Below are 19881 nucleotides of genomic sequence, written 5' to 3' on the forward strand. Positions count from 1 at the left end.
CCTGTCAATCGTCGGTGCCGAGGTCCATGTCGGACTCGGCCGGTTTCTGCAGCCTGGTGAACCGTGGATCGGTCTCCAGGCTCTCGCTGATCTCGTCGATCAGGTCGACGCCGGGAAGCAGCGGCGCCAGCGGTGGCAGGTCGCCCAGTGAGGCGAGCCCGATCCGTTCGAGGAACAACTCGGTGGTGCGGTACAGCGTGCCGTTGGTCTCCGGGTCCTGACCCGCTTCCGCGATCAAGCCCCTGGCCAGCAGTGTGCGCATCACTCCGTCGACGTTCACCCCGCGAACCGCGCTGACCCTGGTCCGGGTCACCGGCTGGCGGTAGGCGATCACCGCCAAGGTCTCCAAGGCGGCCCGGGTGAGCTTCGTCCGAGCCCCGTCGAGCAGTACACGCTCGACATAGGGCGCGTACTCCTGTCGAGTATAGAAGCGCCAACCGTCGCCGACGAAACGCAGGTCGATGCCGCTGCCCCGCGCGGTCAGCTCCGCCGACATGGTCCGCAGGGTGGTCTCGACCCGCTCGGCGGTGTCGTCCAGGGCCGCGGCCAGCTGTTCTACCGGCGCGGGAGCGTCGACGACGAGCAACATCGCCTCGAGCGCCGAACGCAGTTCCGCCTCGTCGAGCGGCTCGGAAGTGAACTCCACCACTACCTCGATCATCCGTAGTCCTCCTCGAACGTCAACGCCGCCGCTTCGGCGTCGGGATCCAGCTCGCCGAGCCAGCTCACGGCCAGCGGGCCGAGCGGATCGGGCTGGTCGAACGCGATGGTCTTGCCCCGGTACAGCTCCAGCAACGCCAGGAACCGGGCGACGATTTCCACCGGGACCGTGCAATCGGCCACCAGTTCGGCGAAGGTCGTCCAGCCGCCGGGCCCCCGTTCCTTGAGCCGGGCCAGGACGAGCTCGGCCTGCTCGGCGACCGAGATGGTGTGCATGTGCAGATGCGCGAGGCCGACCTGCGGGACCGGGCGCGGCCGGAACGCCGCCGCCGCGATCTCGGCGAACGCGCTGATGTCGACGCCGAGGGTCACCTCGGGCAGCAGCCCCTCGAACTGCTCCTCCAGCGCCACCGAGCGCGGATACCGGCGCAACGCGGCCGCTTCCAGCTCGGCGAGCAGTTCGGCCACCTGCTTGAACGCCCGGTACTGGAGCAGGCGGGCGAACAGCAGGTCGCGGGCGTCGAGCAGTTCGAGGTCGTCGGCGTCGGTCATCTCGCCCGAGGGCAGCAGCCGGGCCGCCTTCAGGTCGAGCAGCGTCGCGGCGACGACGAGGAATTCGGTGGTCTGGTCGAGGATCTTGTCCGCGCGCAGCTTGGTGTTCTCGGCGAGCTCGGCGGTCAGCGCCTTGGTGTAGGCGATGAACTCGTCGGTGACCTGATGCAGCGCGACCTCGGTGACATCGAGTTTGCGCGAACTGATCAGCGTCAGCAGCAGATCGAACGGCCCCTCGAAGTTCTTCAGCCGCAGGTGGAACCCGGTGTTCTCGGCGGCGGGTGCCGCTTCTTGCCGATCCTCACGCACCTCGGGTGTTGCGTCGATCACCGGCCCGACCGGTGGATGACCTCGCGTGCCATCGCCCGATACGACTCGGCGCCCGCCGATTTCGGGGCCCAGGTGGTGATCGGTTCACCGGCGACACTGGCGTCGGGGAACCGCACGGTGCGCGAGATCGCGGTGTCGTAGACCAGGTCACCGAACACCTCGACCACCCGCGACATCACCTGGCGGGAGTGCAGCAGCCGGGCGTCGAACATGGTGACCACGATGCCGTACAGGCTCAGGCGCGGGTTGAGCCGGTCGCGCACCTTCTCCACGGTGTCGTTGAGCAGCGCGAGGCCGCGCAGCGAGAAGTACTCGCATTCCATCGGGATGATCACGCCGTCCGAGCAGGCCAGCGCGTTGACGGTGAGCAGGCCGAGCGAGGGCTGGCAGTCGATGAGGATGTAGTCGTAGCGGTCGCGCACGCCGGCCAGCGCCCGGCCCAGCGACTGCTCCCTGCCCACCTCGTTGACCAGCTGGATCTCGGCCGCGGAGAGGTCGATGTTGCTGGGTAACAGGTCCATCCCGTCGACCTTGGTGGTCTGCAGGACGTCGTCGACGGTGGCCTTCCCGCCGATCAGCAGGTTGTGCACGGTGAGGTCGAGATCGTGGTGGGCCACCCCGAGCCCGGCCGAGAGCGCGCCCTGCGGATCGAGGTCGACGAGCAGGACGCGGCGGCCGTATTCGGCCAGGGCCGCACCGAGATTGATGGTCGAGGTGGTCTTGCCGACCCCGCCCTTCTGGTTGCACATGGCCACCACCAGCGCGTCACCGTGACGCTGCACCTGCGGCGGCTCGGGTACCAGTCGCAGCGGGCGCCCGGTCGGGCCCATCTCGACGGCCTCGGCGACCTCGTCCGGTCCACCGTCCCACGGTGTTTCCGCTGTCGTCACGATCCGCTGCTCCTTATACGTGTCCTACCGGTAACCCCTGTCGAGGGTAGCGAGGCCGATTCGGGCCCGGACTCGCTTTCGTACGGTCCAGCTCTTGGGGGTAGACGCTACCGCTCGGACCGGTGAGGTACAGCATGGCAACGCCGGGCGTGTTCGCACGATACCCGCTGGACGCGACCGCGCACCGCCGCTTTCACCTGGCCCGCGGATGCGCGGTCGCCCACACCTCGCGCAGCGTGCTCACCGTCACGAGGGTGTATATCTGAGTCGTCGTGACCGAAGCATGCCCGAGCAGTTCCTGCACCACGCGCACATCGGCGCCGCCGTCGAGCAGGTGGGTGGCGAAGGAGTGCCGCAGGGTGTGCGGCGACACCGTCGCCCCGATCCCGGCGCGCTCGGCGGCGGTCTGCAATACCTGCCAGGCGCTCTGCCGCGACAGCCTGCCGCCGCGCGCGTTGAGGAAAAGGGCTCCCCCGGAACCCTTTCCGGCCGCGGCCAGGGTCGGGCGACCGCGTACCAGGTAGGCGTCGACCGCGGCGAGCGCGGGCCTGCCGATGGGGACGAGCCGTTGCTTGCCGCCCTTGCCGCGCAGCACCACGCACCGCTGTTCGGCGTCGAGGTCGTCGACGTCGAGGCCGACCATCTCCGAGATGCGCGCGCCGGTGGAGTACAGCAGTTCCAGCAGGGCCCGGTCCCGCAATCCCCGCGGTCCGCCGTCGGCCCCACCCGAATCACCGTCGCCACCCGCGGCCTCGAGTACCCGCAGCACCTGGTCGTAGGGCAATGCCTTGGGCAGCCGCCGACCCGGCGCCGGCGGTTTCACCGCGTGCGCCACATCGGTGTCGGTGAGACCTTCGGCCGCGGCGAAGCGGTGCAGGCCACGCACCGCGATCAAGGCCCTGGCCACCGACCCGGCGGCCAGCGGCGGATGATCCTCACCGCCGGACCGCAACGCCATGGTGAACTCCGCGACATCGCCCTGCGCGACGGCCGCGAGATTCGCGATGCCACGTCCGGTGAGGAAGGCGCGGTAGCGGGCCAGGTCCCGCCGGTAGGCGCCGAGGGTGTTGCGCGCGGCTCCGCGCTCGACCGCCAGATGGTCGAGGTAGGCGTCGATCTCCCGCGCGAGCACGCCCGAGCCGCCTAGTCCCCGCCGACCACTGTCACGATTCGCTTCCGGCGCGCGCCTCGGCGGCCTTGCGCCGCAGGAACGCCGTCGGCTGACCCGGCCACGGCGCGTCGGCCGGGCGTAGCGGCACGGTGCCCGCCGCGGCCGCCGCGTACGCGAGCACCCCGGCGACCGCCGTCGCGTTCACGATCTCCCCGGCCAGCGCCGCGCGGACCGCCTCGGCGACCGGCATCCGGACCAGCTCGAGATCGGCCTCCTCGTGCTCCGGCTCCGGCCGGTCGGTGGCGGTGAGCCCGGTCGCGAAGAACACCCGCAGCGCCTCGTCTGTGAAGCCCGGCGACAACGCGACGTCCACCAGCACCGACCACTCGGCGGCGGCCAGGCCCGTCTCCTCGGCCAGCTCGCGCTTGGCCGCGGTGAGCGGGTCCTCGCCGTCGATGTCGAGCAGCCCGGCGGGCAGTTCGAGCAGCCGGGTACCGATCGGATGCCGGTACTGGCGGATCAGGACGACGTCGCCGTCCGCGTCGAGCGCGAGCACCGCGACCGCGCCGTGGTGCTCGATGACCTCACGTTCGGCGACCCGTCCGTCCGGCATCGCGACCTGATCCTGGCGCAGGGCCAGGATCGCGCCGCTGTAGAGCACCCGGCTGGCGACCGTCTCGAAGTCATGACTACCGGGCTGGCTCACGTCGCTGCTCTCTCTCAGAGATCCGCGGCCTGCTCCGCGAGCTCTTCCTCCGGGAAGTCTACGGGAAGGCGTTCGGCCAGTTTGTATTTCAACGCCGCGTTGATCAGCGCGGCGAACAGCGGATGCGGCCTGGTCGGACGGCTCTTGAGCTCCGGGTGCGCCTGGGTGGCGACGAAGAACGGATGCACCGAGGCCGGGTACTCCACGAACTCCACTAGGTGCCCGTCGGGCGAGGTGCCCGAGAACACGAGCCCGCTCTTGGCGATGGCGTCGCGGTAGGCGTTGTTCACCTCGAACCGGTGCCGGTGCCGCTCGGAGACGTGCTCGGAGCCGTACGCCTGCGCGACGACCGAGCCCTTCTGCAAGGTGGCCGGGTAGGCGCCCAGGCGCATGGTGCCGCCCAGATCAGCCTCGCCGGCGACGACGTCTTCCTGGTCGGCCATGGTCGAGATGACCGGGTTCTTCGTGTCGGGCTCGAACTCGGCCGAGTTGGCGTCGTCGATGCCGACCGAGCGCGCCGCTTCGATGACCACGCACTGCAGGCCGAGGCACAGGCCGAGCAGCGGGATTCCGCGGTGCCGGGCGTACCGGATGGCGCCGAGCTTGCCCTCGATGCCGCGGATACCGAAACCACCGGGGATCAGCACCGCGTCGACGTCGCGCAGCGCCGCCTGGGCGCCCGCCTCGGTCTCGCACTCGTCGGAGGGCACCCAGCGGATGTTCACCTTCGAGCGGTGCGCGAAGCCACCGGCGCGCAGCGCCTCGGTCACCGACAGGTAGGCGTCGGGCAGGTCGACGTACTTGCCGACCAGCGCCACCTCGACGGTCTCGCGCGGGGAGTGCACGCGGTCGAGCAGGTCGCCCCACACGGCCCAGTCCACGTCGCGGAACGGCAGGCCGAGCTTGCGCACCACGTAGGCATCGAGGCCCTCGCTGTGCAGCACCTTCGGGATGTCGTAGATCGACGGCGCGTCCGGGGTGGAGATGCACGCCTCCACGTCGACGTCACACATCAGCGCGATCTTGTTCTTGAGCCCCTGCGGCACCTCGCGGTCGCAGCGCAGGATCAGCGCGTCGGGCTGGATGCCGATGTTGCGCAGCGCGGCCACCGAGTGCTGCGTCGGCTTGGTCTTGAGCTCGCCCGAGGGCGCCAGGTACGGCACCAGCGACACGTGCAGGAAGAACACGTTGTCGCGGCCGACGTCGTGGCGGATCTGGCGCGCCGCCTCGAGGAACGGCTGCGACTCGATGTCACCGACGGTGCCGCCGATCTCGGTGATCACCACATCCGGCACCTGGCCCTCGAGATCGGGACCCTGCATCGCCATGATGCGGTTCTTGATCTCGTCGGTGATGTGCGGGATGACCTGGACCGTGTCGCCCAGGTACTCGCCGCGGCGCTCCTTGGCGATGACCGTCGAATAGATCTGCCCGGTAGTCACGTTCGCGTCCTTGGATAGGTCGCGATCGAGGAACCGCTCGTAGTGGCCGACATCCAGGTCGGTCTCGGCGCCGTCTTCGGTGACGAACACCTCGCCGTGCTGGAACGGGTTCATGGTGCCCGGATCGACGTTCAGATACGGGTCGAGTTTCTGCATCGTCACCCGCATGCCGCGCGCGGTCAGCAACTGACCGAGGCTGGAGGCGGTGAGACCCTTACCCAAAGAGGAGGCGACACCACCGCTCACGAAGATGTGCTTGGTGGCATTTCGAGCCTGATTCCGTGTTTGACCCACGGAACTCCAGAGTAACAGCAGCCCGCCTCTCCGCGTATTTAGCGGGTCGTTAGCGGCGGGGCGTGTTGGCTGTCGGGCCGGCGGTGCTGCGGTCGGCGAGTCCTGGGCGTACCCGGCGAGTTACCCATGTTCTCCGGAAATCAGTCGTCTCGACGGTTCGCGACGGCGACTGTCAGCGAGGCATGGCGACCATCGTCAGCGAGGTGGCCGTCGGGCCCGTGCCGTAGCGGCCCGCGCCGCCGGAGAGTTGTTCGGTGAAGGCGAGAGCTGTTGTGACCCTGCCGATTTCGCGGTCGACGTTGTCGACGGTGGTGACCGTGGTCGCCAGCGGTGCCTGGGCCCGGACGTGGGCGATGGCGGCGTTGCCCTCGGCGGCTCCGGCGCGGCCGGCGAGCACCGTGCCCGCCGCCCTGGCCCGGACCGCGCCGGTGAAGCGGGCGATAGTCGCGCCCTGCCCACTGTCGGATGCGACACCGTTGCCGGTGACCACGACGGCGAGTTGCGCGGGTCGCACGGGAGTGTCGCCGTAGGCGAGGAAACCGCCACCGCGCAAGGTCTCCAGGACCAGGGCGAGTTCGGGGGCGGTACTGCGCGGCTGGTTGGTCGCCGGGTCGAGCAGCAGGGTCAGGCCGAGCAGGTCGCCCGCCATGCTGCCCTGGTCGACGGCGCCGGTCCGCAGCTGCGCGCCTGCGGGGACGATATTGGTCAGGGCCGAGCGCATCCGGTCGCCCTCCCCCGCGTCGACGAAGGCGTCGGTGAGCGCGATCCGGCCGGTCACCTGCGCGCCCGCGATCTCGAGCGCCCTGCTCACCCCGTCGATGTCGCCGGGATCGGCGTCGGGCGTGGTGAACACGACGACGCTGCGGTCGGCCAGGGTGCCGCCGAGCAGCCTGCCCGAGGAGTCGGCGATGAAGCGGTCGGCGGCGTCGAGGCGGGCGGTGAGCTGGTCGTTCTGCGCGCTCAGCGCGTCGACCTGGCCGCGCAGGTCGTCCTTGTCCGACCGCAGCCCGGACAGCATGTCCGAGGCCAGGGTCTGCGAGCCGAGCACCACCCCGACGGCCAGGGCGAGGAAGATCGCGGCGATCGAGATGGCATGGTGACGCAGCGAGATCACAGCAGACCACGCACCCACAGGACGAAGCGGTTCCAGTACTCGACGGCCCAGTCCAGCACCTCGGATCCGTTGTGCGAGGCCAGGATCACCACCACGATCGCGACCAGTGCCGCCAGCACCACCAGCGCCAGCGCGGCGCCGGAGGACCGCTGCCGGTACAGCGTGGAGACCGCCTTGGCGTCGACGAGTTTCGCGCCGACCTTGAGCCGGGTCAGGAAGGTCGCCGGATTGCTGTCACGGCGACCGCGATCGAAGAAGTCCTCCAGCGAGGCGGGCGCGCCGGCCAGCACGATCAGCGACGCGCCGTGATGATCGGCCAGCATCAGCGCCAGATCGGTCGGCGAGCCCGACGAGGGGAACGTGGTCGCCCCGATGCCGAGGTCCTGGATGCGCTCGAGGCCCTTGGCGTGCCCGTCGGTGTCGGCGGGCAGGATCATCTCGGCGCCGGATCGCAGGGTCTCGGTGCTGATCTCGTCGGGATCGCCGACGATCAGATCCGGCTTGTACTTGAGCTTGCGCAGGGTGTCGGCGCCCCGGCCGACACCGATCAGGATCGGCGCGTACTCCTTGATGAACGGCTTGAGCCGCTGGAGTTCCTCCTGGTGCCCCGACCCGTCGGCGACGACGACCACGTGCCGATTGCGCAGCTCCAGCTCGATATCGGGGACACCGATGCCGTCGATGAGCAGCGCGCTCTCGGTGCGGACGAACTCGGTGGTGTTGCCCGCGAACGCGTCGAGGTGATCGGCCAGGCCGTTGCGTGCCTCGATCATCCGGTCGGCGATGGCCGACTCGTCGAACTCGATGCCCTCGACCAGGACCTCGGGTTCCTTCTTGGTCAGCTTGTCCGCGTAGACGATGCCCTCGTCGATGCGGACCTTCATGCCGTCCTTGATCTTGCCGAAGGCGTCGGCCGACACCGCGTCCATCAGCACGATCCCGTTGGCCACCAGCACTTCCGGGCCGAGATTGGGATAGCGGCCGGAGATCGACGGCGAGGTGTTGATCACCGCGACGACGCCCGCCTCGACCAGCCGGTCGGCGGTGTGGCGGTCCAGGTCGGTCTCGTCGAGGACCACGACATCCCCGGGACCGACGCGCCGCAGCAATCGCCGGGTGTTGCGATCCACCCGAGCGATCCCGGTGACACCGGGCAGCGTTTCCGTGTTCCTCGACAACAACGCCGGCATCTTCATGTGGCCGATGATGCGGGCAAACCCTCAACCTTTGGTGGAGGCGCGCCGAATCACCGGTCACATTCGTCACTGTGATCCTCGAACACAGCAACCCGCCGGCATCGTCGCCGAGCGGGGGCTCAGCGAGCCTGGAAGGTGCCGTAGCCGGGCAGCACGGTCACGCTCGGACCGATATCGCCGCCGACGGACACCGAGTAGACACCGGCGACGACCTGACCCGCGCCGGTGCGCACCGTGACGGGACCGACCGGACACTGCGCGGGATCGGTACACGGGTGGATGTAGGGAACGTCGGCGATCCCCGATTCGCCGGTGGTCACGTTCAGCCACTGCACGCGGGCCCGCAACCACGGGGAACCGTCGCCCTTGTAGGGCAGCACGGCGGTGACACCGAAGGACGTCTGCCCCGGCTGCTCACCCGTCGTCGCCGTGACGGTGACATGGTCGGTGCCGGGTCCGTTCATACTCCAGCCCCACAGGGCCGCGGCCCCGGGGAATGTGGTGGTCACCGGCTCGGCGGCGGCGAGGCCGGTCGCGCCGAGCACTGCCGCCGCGGCGACCGCGGCCGTTCCGCCGATCCTGCTGATCCATCGCATCGTCTCGCGCTTCCTCTCGGTCGGCCCACCGCCGGGGCGGGGACAATCCACAAAGTTCGGCTAACCAACGATCTCCGGTCAGTATGTCGGACGTCGCCGCGCGAGGGTTACGCCTCGTCGTTCTCCCGCAACTTCCCGGCGACCTCGAGCGACGTGGCGTGCAGGCGATCGAACAGGTCGAGCACCAGGGCGAGCTGCTCGTCGGAGTAGTCGTCGAGCGCGGCGGCGAAGCTGCGCGCGAGCAGCTCGTAGTGCGGGGCGATCTCGTCGATGCGCGCCGGGATCGCCGTGACGATCACCCGCCGCCGATCCGCGACATCGTGTTCCCGGCGCACATATCCCGCGGCCAGCAGCCGGTCGACCATCTTGGTCACCGCGCCGGTGGTGAGCGCGGTCTGCGCGGCCAGCTCTCCCGCGGTCGCCGGCCCGCCCAGCCGCAACATGTTCAGGCAGCGCAGGTCGGTGACGTGCAGACCGAGCTTGTCGGCGACGGCCTGGTGCAGCATCACGCCGTCGGTCGCGCTGCGCTGCGCGGCGACCGTCAACGCGGCCGCGAGCTCGGCCCTCCTGTCGGACATCTCTTGACAACCTTCCACTCGGCCGTAATCATCTTCCTAGGTAAGATAATTACCGAAGACACTACTTCCCGGATCGACCTCTGACCGATCGATCCTAGTTTCCGGAGGACGTCATGACCGAGACCCGATCCGACGACAGCGCGATCCGCGCCCTGTTCACGGCGACGAGCGACGCCTGGGCCGCCGGTGACGCGCGCGCGTTCGCCGCCGCGTTCACCGACGACGCCGAATACGTCACCTGGTTCGGCCGCCACTACACCGGCCGCGACGCCATCGAGTCCTGTCACGCCGACCTGTTCGCCACCCACCTGAAGAACACCCGGCTCGACGGCGAGATCACCCGGCTGCGCTTCCTCACCCCCGATGTCGCGGTCGTCGACGGCCGGGGCGCGGTGGTCAAGGGCAAGCGCACGCGCACCTGGCGCAACACCAAGGACAACATCTATGTCGCGGTTCGCCAGGACGGCGCGTGGCGCTTCGCCGCGTTCCACAACACGAAATACCACTGGTTCTTCGATGCGATGGCGGCCAGGTCGGAGCGGGGCTGAGATCTACCCGTATGCTGCGGGTCACAGATACCTCGGACAGGAGACCATCCATGCCCCGCAGCACCGTCGAGACGGTTTTCGACGCACCTCGTGACATCGTCTACCGCCTTTTCACCGAGCGTGAGGCCGTCAGCCCCTACCTGCCGATCCAGGTCAAACTGATCAAGCAGGGCGACCCGGCCACCGGCGTCGGCGCACAGCACGTGCTCGGCTTCGGCAAGGCGGGCGTCACCGAGGAGATCACCGCGCTGGTCCCCGGCGAGCGGATGGAGTACAAGATCGTCAAGGGCGCGCCGGTCAAGCGCCACGTCGGCATCATCACCTTCGCCGACACCAGCTCCGGCGGCACCCGGGTGGTCTACACGATGGAGTCCGAGCCGTCGCTCCCCGTGCCCGCGCCGGTCCTCGAATTCGGCCTGCGTCAGCTGACCAACCAGCTCATCGGCGGCGTCCGCAAAGCCCTGAAGTAGATCGCGTCGACGTCGCCCGCGTCTCGCGCGGGCGACGCCACCCGCGCGATCAGGCCGGCGTGCGCTCCGCGCGCGCGGTCTCCAGCAGTTCCTCCGCGTGCGCGCGGCCGGTCTCGGTGTCGTCGAGGCCCGCGAGCATGCGCGCCAGTTCGACCACCCGCTCGTCGTCGGTCAGTGTGCGAACTCCGCTGTCCACCTTGCCTTTACCGTCGTCGGACTTGTTCACCACCAGGTGGGTGTCGGCGAAGGCCGCCACCTGCGGCAGGTGGGTCACCACGATCACCTGATGGGTGCGCGCCAGGCGCGCCAGCCGCTTGCCGATCTCCACCGCCGCCCGGCCGCCGACCCCGGCGTCGACCTCGTCGAACACCATCGTCGCGCCGTGATCCGAGCCGGCCAGCACCACCTCGAGCGCGAGCATCACCCGCGAGAGCTCACCGCCGGAGGCGCTCTTGCTCAACGGCAGCGACTGCGCGCCGGAATGGGCCGAGAGCCGGAACTCCACCTCGTCCACCCCGTGCGACCCGGCGTGCAGCCGCGCACCGTCGATCTCGATCGGCGCCGAGTCCTGCGCGTTCGCAGGCAGCTGCCGCACCTGCACCTCGAGCCGGGCCTTCCCCATCGCCAGCCCGCCGAGTTCGGTGCTCACCGCCGAGGCCAGCTTGCCCGCGGTCTTCGCGCGCGCCGCGCTGAGTTTGCGCGCGGCCTCGCGCACCTTGCCCGCCGCGGTCTCCACCTCGCCGGCCAGTTTGGCCAGCGCGTCCTCGGATACGTCCAGCGAATCCAGGCGCGCGCGGGACTCGTCGGCCCAGGCGATCACGCCGTCGATGTCGGGGGCGTACTTGCGGGTCAGCGACTTCAGTTCGGCCTGGCGGGTGAGCATCGAGTCGAGCGCGCCCGGGTCCGACGGCAGTTCCGAGAGATAGCCGCTGAGTTCGGTGGTCACATCGACGACCACCGCGATCGCCTCGCCCAGCCGCGGCGCGAGCGCGGTCAGCCCCGGGTCGTCGGCGGAATCCAGCCGGGCCCGCGCACCGCCGAGCAGATCGAGCACGCCGCCACCGTCGGCGGCGGAGTCGGCCGGACCGGACAGCGCCTCGTGCGCGGCGACCGCGGCCTCGCGCAGTGAATCCAGATCGCTGAGCCTGCGGATCTCGGCGACGAGCCGGGTGTCCTCACCGGGTTCCGGTGCGATGCCGTCGATCTCGGCCAGCGAATGCTTGAGCCGGTCGGCCTCGAGCGCCAGCTCCCGGCTGCGCGCGGTCCGCTCCAGCAGTTCCGCGCGGGCGTCGAGCCACGTCCGGCGATGCACCTGGTACTTGCGCAGCAGCCCGGCGACGCCGTCGCCCGCGAACTGGTCGAGCGCGGCGAGCTGCTGCTCGGGCCGCTGCAGCCGCAGCTGGTCGTTCTGGCCGTGCACGGTCAGCAGCCGGGAGGTGAACTCGCCGAGCACCGCGGCGGGCACGCCGCGGCCGCCCAGGTGCGCGCGGGAGCGCCCGTCGCTGTTGACGGTGCGGACCGCGATCACGCTGCCGTCCTCGTCGGCCTCGGCGGCGGCCGATTCCAGCACCTCGCCGACGGCCGTGCGGGCCGCGTCGTTGACGTCGTCGATGACGAATCGCCCCTCGACCACGGCCTTGGCCGCCCCGAGCCGCACTCGCCCGGCGTCGGCGCGGGCGCCGCTGAGCAGATGCAGGCTGGTGACCACCATCGTCTTGCCCGCACCGGTCTCACCGGTGAGGACGGTCAGGCCCGCATGGAACTGCGCGGTGGCCGTCGAGATGACGCCGAGTCCGTCAATCCTGATCTCTGTCAGCATCGCGGCTGTTCTCCGTTCGCTGTCTACCCCGCCAGCCGGTGACCGGCAGCTGGAACTTCCGCACCATCCGGTCGGCGAACGGCGCGGAATCCAGCCGCACCCACCGCACCGGTCGTTCGCCGCGGACCACTTCGGCGCGGCCGCCGCGCGGCAGCGCCAGGGTGCGCCTGCCGTCGAGGAACACGATCGCGTCGTGCCCGGTCGCCACCGTCTCCACCGCGATCAACGATTCCGGGCTCGTCACCAGCGGCCGCGCGAACAGCGCGTGCGCGTTGCTCGGGATGACCAGCATCGCTTCGAGTTCCGGCCACACCACCGGCCCGCCCGCCGAGAACGCGTAGGCCGTCGACCCGGTGGGGGTGGAGATGAGGATGCCGTCGCAGCCGAACGACGACACGGGCCTGCCGTCGACCTCGAGCACCACTTCGAGCACGCCCATGCGCTGGGCGTTCTCGAGGCTGGCCTCGTTGAGCGCCCACCCACGTTCGACGATCGAGTCGTCGACGCGGACGGTGACGTCGATGGTCATCCGGTCTTCCACGCGGTAGTCGCGGTCGACCACCTGGGCCAGCGCCTCGTCGAGATGCTCGGCCTCGGCCTCGGTGAGGAAACCGATGCGGCCCAGGTTGATGCCGAGGACCGGCACCCCGGACGGGCGGCCGAGTTCGGCGGCGCGCAGGAAGGTGCCGTCGCCGCCGAGCGCGAGCACCATCTCGCAGCCGATCGCCGCGGAGGGGCTGTGCGGCACCACCCGCACCGGGTAACCGGCGGGCTCGTTCTCGAACCGGGTACTGTCGGCCTCGTCGGCCAGCACCCGCAGGCAGATGCCCGCCTCGGCGAAGATCTTCGCCACCCGGTGCGCGGTCTCGATGATCTCCGCGCGACCGGGATGGGCGACGAGCAGGATCTCCCTGCCGTCGTCGTGCGTGTTCACTGGGGACCTTCCTCGACCGCGCGGGCGACCAGCGCTGCCACCGCCGCGGCGTCGTAGTCGAACGGGCCGACCTTGCGCAGCCACAGGAAGTACTCGACATTGCCCGACGGACCGGGCAGCGGGCTGGCGACGACACCCTGGGTCCGCAGCCCGAGCGCGCCCGCCGCGGCGGCCACCTCGCCCACCACCTCGGCGCGCAGGGCAGGATCGCGCACGACACCGCCGGAACCGACCCGCTCCTTGCCGACCTCGAACTGCGGCTTCACCATCGGCAGCAGATCGGCGCCGTCGGCGGCACACGCGGCGAGCGCGGGCAGCACCAGGCCCAGCGAGATGAACGACAGGTCACCGACGACGGATTCGACTGTGCCGCCGATGATCTCGGGGGTGATGTTGCGCACGTTGGTGCGGTCGTACACCTGGACCCGGTCGTCGTTCTGCAACCGCCAGATCAGCTGGCCGTACCCGACGTCGACCGCCGCCACCTCCTTCGCGCCGCGCGAGAGCAGCACATCGGTGAATCCACCGGTCGACGCGCCCGCGTCCAGGCAGCGCTTGCCCGCGACGCTGAGACCCTGCGGCTCGAACGCCTCGAGCGCGCCGAGCAGCTTGTGCGCCCCGCGCGACGCCCACGACACCTCGTCGGGTTCCTCCCGCACGATCAGCGGGGTTCCGGTCTCCACCGCCGTCGCCGGTTTCACGGCGACGGTGCCGGCAATCAGGACGCGGCCCGCGCTGATCAGCTCGACCGCGTGTTCTCGCGATCGCGCCAATCCCCGGCGAACCAGTTCGGCGTCCACACGCGCTCGCCTGGCCACCTCAGATCTTGTCCACTGTCGCCAGGGCGTCCACCAGCACGTCGTGCGCCTGCTCGAGAATGCGCGCACGCCGGGTGATGTCGGCTCCCGTCTCGGTGTTCTCGGCCGGTCCGGTCGCGACCGGTACCTGGCCGAGCTCGGCCAGCAGCGCGTCGACCTCGGCCTTGATCCGATGCGGGTCGGCCGGTTCCTGCCGCGCCTGACCACCGGGCAGGTGACTGCCGGGCAGGGGGATCCCGGGACGGGGTGGCTGCGGCGCGCCGGGCGTCGGTGAACTCGGAGTACTCATCGTGTCGTCAACGCTATCGGATTTCCGAATCGGCTGCGCGCACGCGTACCGCCCGGCCGGGGTGCTGTCGCAACAGTTCCGCGACCGCCGCTGGCGCGACCGCCTCGGGCACGATGTCGTCGTTGAGCGCGTCGAGCGAGGTGGCGATGAAGGTGGGTACCTGGGCCGGCGGCGCGATCAGGACGTCCGCCAGCGTGCTGACACCGGTGAGCACCAGCAGCGAGTCGAGCCCGAGCCCGTTGGCACCCTCGATATCGGTGTCGAGACGATCGCCGACGACCAGCGCGGCCCGGGCGCCCGCCCGCTCCAGCGCGTCTTCCATCAGCGGTGCGAACGGCTTGCCCGCGACCAGCGGCTCCCGGTCGGAGGCGGTGCGCAGCGCGGCGACCATCGAGCCGTTGCCCGGCGCCAGCCCGCGCTCGTTGGGCAGGGTGCGATCGGTGTTGGCGGCGACCCACAGCGCGCCCGCCCGCAACGCGTAGGCGGCTTCGGCTAGGTCGGGCCAGGCCGTGGTGGGCGAATGTCCCTGCACGACGGCGTCGGGCGGGGTGTCGCCGAAGCGCCGGATCGGCTCCAGCCCGACCGCGGTGATCTCGGCGGCCAGATCATCGGTGCCGACGACGAGCACGCGGGAACCGGGAGCCAGTCGATGCGCCAGCATCCCGGCCGCGGCCTGCGCGCTGGTCACCACGTCGTCGGTGGTCGCCGGATAACCCAGTTCCGCCAGATGCTCGGCCACCGGACCGGGCCCACGGGCCGCGTTGTTGGTGACATAGACCAGCCGCTGCGCCGATTCACCGTCCGGGGCGAGCGCTTTCGGGCCGCCGTCGATCACCTCGGGACCGCGGTACAGCGTTCCGTCCAGATCGAGCAGCAAAGCGTCGTATTGATCGCGTAGCCGGTTCACACACCCTCACTCCGTCGTCACTGCCGGGCCGAGCACCTGCGCCGACCCTAGGCGAGGCCACCGACAGATCCGCGTCCGCGGAACCGCCGAATCGCGCTCGCACCCTTCATGATCGAGCATGCGGAAACCGTCCGTGCACGGTGTACCGCTTTTCGGCGCCCGCCCTCGCGCGCGTCGCCGGGTGCGGTGATTCCCATCACCCCGCATCCTGCTCGTGCCGTTCCTGGTGGCCGACGTGCCCGTTCGAGCACCCGTTCTGGAAAGAGACCGGCCCGCTGCTGACCCCCGAACGCGAAACGGCCGCCGGGCCGGGAACCTGCGAGGGTTCCCGGCCCGGCGGCCGTTGTGTACCGGATTACGCGTCGCCGGTGAGTTCCGCGGCGCGGTCCTCGGCGTCGGTCTCATCGTCGAGATCGGCGGCGGCGGCATTGAGGAACCACTGCAGACCGTCGTCGGTGCGGCCCGCCGCGACCAGCGCGTCGGCGTAGGCGTAGAACAGGCGCGCGGCGGCCGAGCCGGTGCGCGCCGGGTCCAGATCGGGGGTCTGCAGTGTCACGACGGCCTGGTCGAACTGCCCCAGATCCATTCGCGCACCGGCGACCACGATCCGCAGCTCGGTGGCCTCGTCACCGGTGAGCGCCTGCGCCTCGTCACTGCGGCCGAGCTCGATGGCCCGTTCCGGCCTGCCCAGACCGCGCTCGCAGTCCGCCATCACCGCCAGCAGCCCGGAACCTCCGGACATCCGGCGCGCCGTACGCAGCTCGGAGAGCGCTTCCGCCCATTCCTCGGCGTGATAGGCCACCACGCCCGCGGTCTCCCGGACCACGGCGATCCGGCCCGCGCGCTGCCGCGCGGCCCGCGCGTGGGCCAGCGCGAGGCGGGGATCGTCCTCGAGCAGCTCGACGGCCATTACCATGTGCCGGGCGACGGTCTCGGCGTTGTTCTTGTCCAGGCTGAGCAGATCGCGGCGCACCGCGGGATCGAGATCGGAGGCCTGCACGTCTTCCGGCAGATCCGGCTCGTCCGGACGCGCGGCGCGCCGGTCCGACGACCGTCCGCCCGCGGTCCTGGCACCCTCGCCGCCACGACGCCGGTCGTCACGATCGTCGCCGCCACGGGCGCCGTAGCCGGAATCGCCACGACGATCCGAGCGGTCCGCCGCGTCGTCGCGGTCACCGGACTCGGCGGCGGCCGACTCGGCCCGAGCGTCGACGCCCGCGTCGGTCCGCTCGTCGGCGGACTCGGTCCGCTCGATGGCTTCGGCGCGATCGTCGTCGTCCGCGGACTCCGCCCGATCGCTGTCCGCCACGTCCGCGGCGCGATCTTCGGCCGACGAGGTGTCGTCGAACTGCTCAATGGACGCGGCGCTCTCGTCGCTCACCGTCGAATCGATGTCGGCCGAATCGCTCTCTGCGGCATCGGCGTTCGCGGCCGACGACACGACGCCGAGGACGTCGCCCTCACGCTCGCGCCGCTTCTCGCGGTACGTGCCGTCCAGCGGTGCGCCGTCCTCGCCGACGTAGCGCTTCCCACCGGAATCGCCACCACGCTTGAATCCACCGCGTCCGCGATCGTCGTCACGGCGGGGACCGCGAGCGTTGTCGTCACGCCGCTGGTATCCACCGCGATCGGAGCCCTCGCCACGGCGGAAGCCACCACGATCCGAGGAACCACGCGAACGATCGTCACTGTCGTCGCGGCGGAAACCACCGCCCTCGTTGCGCCGGAACCCGCCACGGTCGGAGCCGCCCCGCGAGCGATCATCGCCTTCGTTGCGCCGGAAGCCACCACGGTCCGAGCCGCCCCGCGAGCGGTCGTCGCCCTCGTTGCGGCGGAAGCCACCGCGATCGAAGCCGCCCCGCGAACGGTCGTCACCCTCGTTGCGACGGAAGCCACCACGATCGGAGGAGCCACGCGAACGGTCGTCGTCACCGCGCCGGAAGCCGCCCCGGTCACCGGAGCCGCCACGGCCCGCGTCGTCGCGACGCTGGTAGCCACCACGGTCACCGCTGTCGCTGCGCCGGAACCCGCCGCGATCGCCGCCACCGCGCGAACGGTCGTCGCCTTCGTTCCTGCGGAAGCCGGAGCCACCACGGGGACGGTCGTCGTTGTCGCGACGGAAGCCGCCGCGATCGCCGCGGTCGTAGCCGCCGCGGGAGCGGTCGTCGCCCTCGTTGCGCCGGAACCCGCCACGATCGCCGCCACGGTCCGAGCCGCCACGGGGACGGTCGTCGTCATTGCGCCGGTATCCGCCGCGATCACCGCCGCGGTCGAAACCACCTGCGGGACGGTCGGATTCATCACGGCGACGGAAGCCACCACGATCGCCGGAGCCGCCGCGACCGGCGTCGTCACGACGCTGGTACCCGCCACGGTCGCTGTCGCCACGCCGGAAACCGCCACGGTCGTTGTCGTCGCGACGCGGGTAGCCACCACGGCCCGCGTCGTCACGACGCTGGTAACCGCCCCGATCGCCACCACCACGGGGGCGGTCGTCGTCGCTGCGCCGGAAGCCGCCCCGGTCACCCGAGCCGCCGCGACCGGCGTCGTCGCGACGCTGGTAACCACCACGGTCACCGCTGTCGCCGCGCCGGAAACCGCCACGGTCACCGCCACGATCGTCGCGGTTGAAGCCGCCACGCTGGCCCTCGGAACCGCCTCGGCCACCACGATTGTCGTCGTTGCGGCGGAATCCGCCGCCTTCGCCACGGTGGTCACCGTGTCCGCCACGGGGGCGATCGGTCGGTTCGCCGCGCCGGCCGAAGCCGCGGGCGTCACCGTCCCGGCGGAAAGGCTTCCGTCCGTCGTTGTGTTCCGACACGGCGATCCCTTTCTAGATTCCCCGACCTCGGGGAGTGTTGTCGTGGCCCCGCCTACAAGAATTCAACCACGGGCGGAGGACGGGGCATCGTCCGCCCGGCGTGCCGGGGCCGTCACGGCCCACAAACGCCGATAGGGGACCCAATTCTGGGTCCCCTATCGCGAAGGATGTTCCGGCGGTGTCCTACTCTCCCACACCCTGTCGAGTGCAGTACCATCGGCGCAGGTGGCCTTAGCTTCCGGGTTCGGAATGGGACCGGGCGTTTCCCCACCGCTATAACCGCCGTAACACTATGAAACTGTCACACAGAGAGCCACCCCGAACCCTGCCCCTCAACGGGACCGGACTCGGAGAGTCTTCTCGGTGATCTGTGTGTTGTTTCAGATACCGCACAGTGGACGCGTAACACCTTCGATAGTAAGCCCTCGGCCTATTAGTACCAGTCACCTACACACATTACTGTGCTTCCAGTTCCGGCCTATCAACCCCATGGTCTGTAGGGGGCCTTAACCCATCAAGTGGGAGAGAAACCTCATCTTGGAACAGGCTTCCCGCTTAGATGCTTTCAGCGGTTATCCCTTCCGAACGTAGCCAACCAGCAGTGCTCCTGGCGGAACAACTGGCACACCAGAGGTTCGTCCGTCCCGGTCCTCTCGTACTAGGGACAGCCTTCCTCAAGTTTCTAACGCGCGCGGCGGATAGAGACCGAACTGTCTCACGACGTTCTAAACCCAGCTCGCGTGCCGCTTTAATGGGCGAACAGCCCAACCCTTGGGACCTACTCCAGCCCCAGGATGCGACGAGCCGACATCGAGGTGCCAAACCATCCCGTCGATATGGACTCTTGGGGAAGATCAGCCTGTTATCCCCGGGGTACCTTTTATCCGTTGAGCGACACCGCTTCCACTTGCCGGTGCCGGATCACTAGTCCCGACTTTCGTCCCTGCTCGAGCTGTCACTCTCACAGTCAAGCTCCCTTGTGCACTTGCACTCGACACCTGATTGCCAACCAGGCTGAGGGAACCTTTGGGCGCCTCCGTTACATTTTGGGAGGCAACCGCCCCAGTTAAACTACCCACCAGGCACTGTCCCTGAACCAGATCATGGTCCGAGGTTAGAAGTCCAATACGATCAGAGTGGTATTTCAACGACGACTCCACCAACACTGGCGTGCTAGTTTCACAGTCTCCCACCTATCCTACACAAACCGTACCGAACACCAATACCAAGCTATAGTGAAGGTCCCGGGGTCTTTTCGTCCTGCCGCGCGTAACGAGCATCTTTACTCGTAATGCAATTTCGCCGAGTCTGTGGTTGAGACAGCAGAGAAGTCGTTACGCCATTCGTGCAGGTCGGAACTTACCCGACAAGGAATTTCGCTACCTTAGGATGGTTATAGTTACCACCGCCGTTTACCGGGGCTTAAATTCTCAGCTTCGCGCCGAAGCGCTAACCGGTCCTCTTAACCTTCCGGCACCGGGCAGGCGTCAGTCCGTATACATCGTCTTACGACTTCGCACGGACCTGTGTTTTTAGTAAACAGTCGCTTCTCTCTGGTCTCTGCGACCCCACCCAGCTCCGAGTGCAAGACTCATCACCAGGCGTGGTCCCCCTTCTCCCGAAGTTACGGGGGCATTTTGCCGAGTTCCTTAACCACAGTTCTCTCGATCGCCTTAGTATTCTCTACCTGACCACCTGTGTCGGTTTGGGGTACGGGCCGTGTACCAACTCACTAGAGGCTTTTCTCGGCAGCATAGGATCACTGAATTCACCACAACGGCTACGCATCACCTCTCAGGCCATATG

Annotated in this window: 19 protein-coding genes and 2 rRNA genes; 3 read left to right on the top strand and 18 right to left on the bottom strand. The window is 69.4% G+C overall.

The window, feature by feature from the left end; translation table 11 throughout:
* Nucleotides 1–4: 4 nt before the first annotated feature.
* The 10 genes from scpB to ACFYWJ_RS28085 all read right to left on the bottom strand — a co-directional run bounded on the left by scpB (nucleotide 5) and on the right by ACFYWJ_RS28085 (nucleotide 9469).
* Complete coding sequence (gene scpB, locus ACFYWJ_RS28040; protein WP_355281051.1) at nucleotides 5–661, bottom strand: SMC-Scp complex subunit ScpB; 657 nt, start codon at nucleotides 659–661, stop codon at nucleotides 5–7.
* The gene (locus ACFYWJ_RS28045) at nucleotides 658–1542 is read right to left on the bottom strand and encodes a segregation and condensation protein A (RefSeq protein WP_387161487.1); all 885 of its coding nucleotides are present in this window, start codon (nucleotides 1540–1542) and stop codon (nucleotides 658–660) included. Before ACFYWJ_RS28045 ends, scpB begins: the two co-directional genes overlap by 4 nt.
* The gene (locus ACFYWJ_RS28050) at nucleotides 1539–2372 is read right to left on the bottom strand and encodes a ParA family protein (protein WP_355281243.1); all 834 of its coding nucleotides are present in this window, start codon (nucleotides 2370–2372) and stop codon (nucleotides 1539–1541) included. Before ACFYWJ_RS28050 ends, ACFYWJ_RS28045 begins: the two co-directional genes overlap by 4 nt.
* A gap of 253 nt (nucleotides 2373–2625) precedes the next feature.
* The gene (gene xerD, locus ACFYWJ_RS28055) at nucleotides 2626–3564 is read right to left on the bottom strand and encodes a site-specific tyrosine recombinase XerD (RefSeq protein ID WP_355281050.1); all 939 of its coding nucleotides are present in this window, start codon (nucleotides 3562–3564) and stop codon (nucleotides 2626–2628) included.
* Between the two features lie 31 nt (nucleotides 3565–3595).
* Complete coding sequence (locus ACFYWJ_RS28060; RefSeq protein WP_355281048.1) at nucleotides 3596–4249, bottom strand: NUDIX hydrolase; 654 nt, start codon at nucleotides 4247–4249, stop codon at nucleotides 3596–3598.
* Between the two features lie 14 nt (nucleotides 4250–4263).
* Nucleotides 4264–5985 (bottom strand): CTP synthase, encoded by a 1722-nt coding sequence (locus ACFYWJ_RS28065; RefSeq protein ID WP_355281047.1) that lies wholly within the window; start codon nucleotides 5983–5985, stop codon nucleotides 4264–4266.
* A gap of 172 nt (nucleotides 5986–6157) precedes the next feature.
* Nucleotides 6158–7099 carry a copper transporter gene (locus ACFYWJ_RS28070; protein WP_355281045.1) on the bottom strand — a complete coding sequence of 314 codons (942 nt, stop codon included), beginning with the start codon at nucleotides 7097–7099 and terminating at the stop codon, nucleotides 6158–6160.
* Complete coding sequence (gene steA / locus ACFYWJ_RS28075) at nucleotides 7096–8295, bottom strand: putative cytokinetic ring protein SteA (protein WP_355281043.1); 1200 nt, start codon at nucleotides 8293–8295, stop codon at nucleotides 7096–7098. The genes ACFYWJ_RS28070 and steA overlap by 4 nt, the downstream gene beginning before the upstream one ends.
* A gap of 119 nt (nucleotides 8296–8414) precedes the next feature.
* A complete protein-coding gene (locus ACFYWJ_RS28080) occupies nucleotides 8415–8891 on the bottom strand; it encodes a hypothetical protein (protein WP_355281041.1) in 477 nt (158 codons plus the stop codon).
* 107 nt (nucleotides 8892–8998) lie between these two features.
* Nucleotides 8999–9469: a MarR family transcriptional regulator gene (locus tag ACFYWJ_RS28085; protein ID WP_355281039.1), complete on the bottom strand. Its 471-nt coding sequence runs from the start codon at nucleotides 9467–9469 to the stop codon at nucleotides 8999–9001.
* 113 nt (nucleotides 9470–9582) lie between these two features.
* Between ACFYWJ_RS28085 and ACFYWJ_RS28090 the strand changes: the two genes are divergently transcribed.
* Nucleotides 9583–10017: an SgcJ/EcaC family oxidoreductase gene (locus ACFYWJ_RS28090; protein ID WP_355281037.1), complete on the top strand. Its 435-nt coding sequence runs from the start codon at nucleotides 9583–9585 to the stop codon at nucleotides 10015–10017.
* A 50-nt stretch (nucleotides 10018–10067) separates the two neighbouring features.
* Entirely contained in the window at nucleotides 10068–10487 is a 420-nt protein-coding gene (locus ACFYWJ_RS28095) for an SRPBCC family protein (protein WP_355281035.1), read from the top strand.
* A 49-nt stretch (nucleotides 10488–10536) separates the two neighbouring features.
* On the opposite strand, the gene recN is transcribed toward ACFYWJ_RS28095, so the two are convergent.
* From recN to ACFYWJ_RS28125, 6 genes are all read right to left on the bottom strand, one after another.
* On the bottom strand, nucleotides 10537–12306 hold the full coding sequence (gene recN / locus ACFYWJ_RS28100) for a DNA repair protein RecN (protein ID WP_355281033.1): 1770 nt from the start codon (nucleotides 12304–12306) through the stop codon (nucleotides 10537–10539).
* On the bottom strand, nucleotides 12284–13240 hold the full coding sequence (locus ACFYWJ_RS28105) for an NAD kinase (protein WP_355281032.1): 957 nt from the start codon (nucleotides 13238–13240) through the stop codon (nucleotides 12284–12286). The genes recN and ACFYWJ_RS28105 overlap by 23 nt, the downstream gene beginning before the upstream one ends.
* Complete coding sequence (locus ACFYWJ_RS28110) at nucleotides 13237–14058, bottom strand: TlyA family RNA methyltransferase (protein ID WP_355281030.1); 822 nt, start codon at nucleotides 14056–14058, stop codon at nucleotides 13237–13239. Before ACFYWJ_RS28110 ends, ACFYWJ_RS28105 begins: the two co-directional genes overlap by 4 nt.
* Nucleotide 14059: 1 nt before the next feature.
* The gene (locus tag ACFYWJ_RS28115) at nucleotides 14060–14347 is read right to left on the bottom strand and encodes a hypothetical protein (RefSeq protein ID WP_355281029.1); all 288 of its coding nucleotides are present in this window, start codon (nucleotides 14345–14347) and stop codon (nucleotides 14060–14062) included.
* Between the two features lie 13 nt (nucleotides 14348–14360).
* Nucleotides 14361–15254, bottom strand: a complete 894-nt coding sequence (locus tag ACFYWJ_RS28120; RefSeq protein WP_355281027.1) for an HAD-IIA family hydrolase — start codon at nucleotides 15252–15254, stop codon at nucleotides 14361–14363.
* 355 nt (nucleotides 15255–15609) lie between these two features.
* The gene (locus ACFYWJ_RS28125) at nucleotides 15610–16227 is read right to left on the bottom strand and encodes a hypothetical protein (RefSeq protein ID WP_378833984.1); all 618 of its coding nucleotides are present in this window, start codon (nucleotides 16225–16227) and stop codon (nucleotides 15610–15612) included.
* Here ACFYWJ_RS28125 and ACFYWJ_RS28130 point away from each other — a divergent pair.
* Nucleotides 16171–18210, top strand: a complete 2040-nt coding sequence (locus ACFYWJ_RS28130; RefSeq protein ID WP_387161475.1) for a hypothetical protein — start codon at nucleotides 16171–16173, stop codon at nucleotides 18208–18210. The two genes, ACFYWJ_RS28125 and ACFYWJ_RS28130, sit on opposite strands and share 57 nt — an antisense overlap.
* Nucleotides 18211–18245: 35 nt before the next feature.
* Here the strand turns inward: ACFYWJ_RS28130 and rrf are convergent.
* Nucleotides 18246–18362: ribosomal RNA gene (rrf, locus tag ACFYWJ_RS28135) — 5S ribosomal RNA — on the bottom strand.
* Between the two features lie 126 nt (nucleotides 18363–18488).
* Nucleotides 18489–19881, bottom strand: a 23S ribosomal RNA gene (locus ACFYWJ_RS28140); the annotation flags it as partial.

Origin of the sequence: Nocardia sp. NPDC003269, from assembly GCF_042888005.1 — a bacterium.
In the GTDB taxonomy this organism is placed as follows: Bacteria; Actinomycetota; Actinomycetes; order Mycobacteriales; family Mycobacteriaceae; genus Nocardia.

Bases quoted from the DNA above. Each gene is read 5' to 3' on its own strand.
- scpB (WP_355281051.1), bottom strand. From the start codon at position 661: ATGATCGAGGTAGTGGTGGAGTTCACTTCCGAGCCGCTCGACGAGGCG.
- ACFYWJ_RS28050 (WP_355281243.1), bottom strand. From the start codon at position 2,372: ATGGGCCCGACCGGGCGCCCGCTGCGACTGGTACCCGAGCCGCCGCAG.
- steA (WP_355281043.1), bottom strand. From the start codon at position 8,295: ATGAAGATGCCGGCGTTGTTGTCGAGGAACACGGAAACGCTGCCCGGT.
- ACFYWJ_RS28080 (WP_355281041.1), bottom strand. From the start codon at position 8,891: ATGCGATGGATCAGCAGGATCGGCGGAACGGCCGCGGTCGCCGCGGCG.
- ACFYWJ_RS28085 (WP_355281039.1), bottom strand. From the start codon at position 9,469: ATGTCCGACAGGAGGGCCGAGCTCGCGGCCGCGTTGACGGTCGCCGCG.
- ACFYWJ_RS28090 (WP_355281037.1), top strand. From the start codon at position 9,583: ATGACCGAGACCCGATCCGACGACAGCGCGATCCGCGCCCTGTTCACG.
- ACFYWJ_RS28095 (WP_355281035.1), top strand. From the start codon at position 10,068: ATGCCCCGCAGCACCGTCGAGACGGTTTTCGACGCACCTCGTGACATC.
- recN (WP_355281033.1), bottom strand. From the start codon at position 12,306: ATGCTGACAGAGATCAGGATTGACGGACTCGGCGTCATCTCGACGGCC.
- ACFYWJ_RS28115 (WP_355281029.1), bottom strand. From the start codon at position 14,347: ATGAGTACTCCGAGTTCACCGACGCCCGGCGCGCCGCAGCCACCCCGT.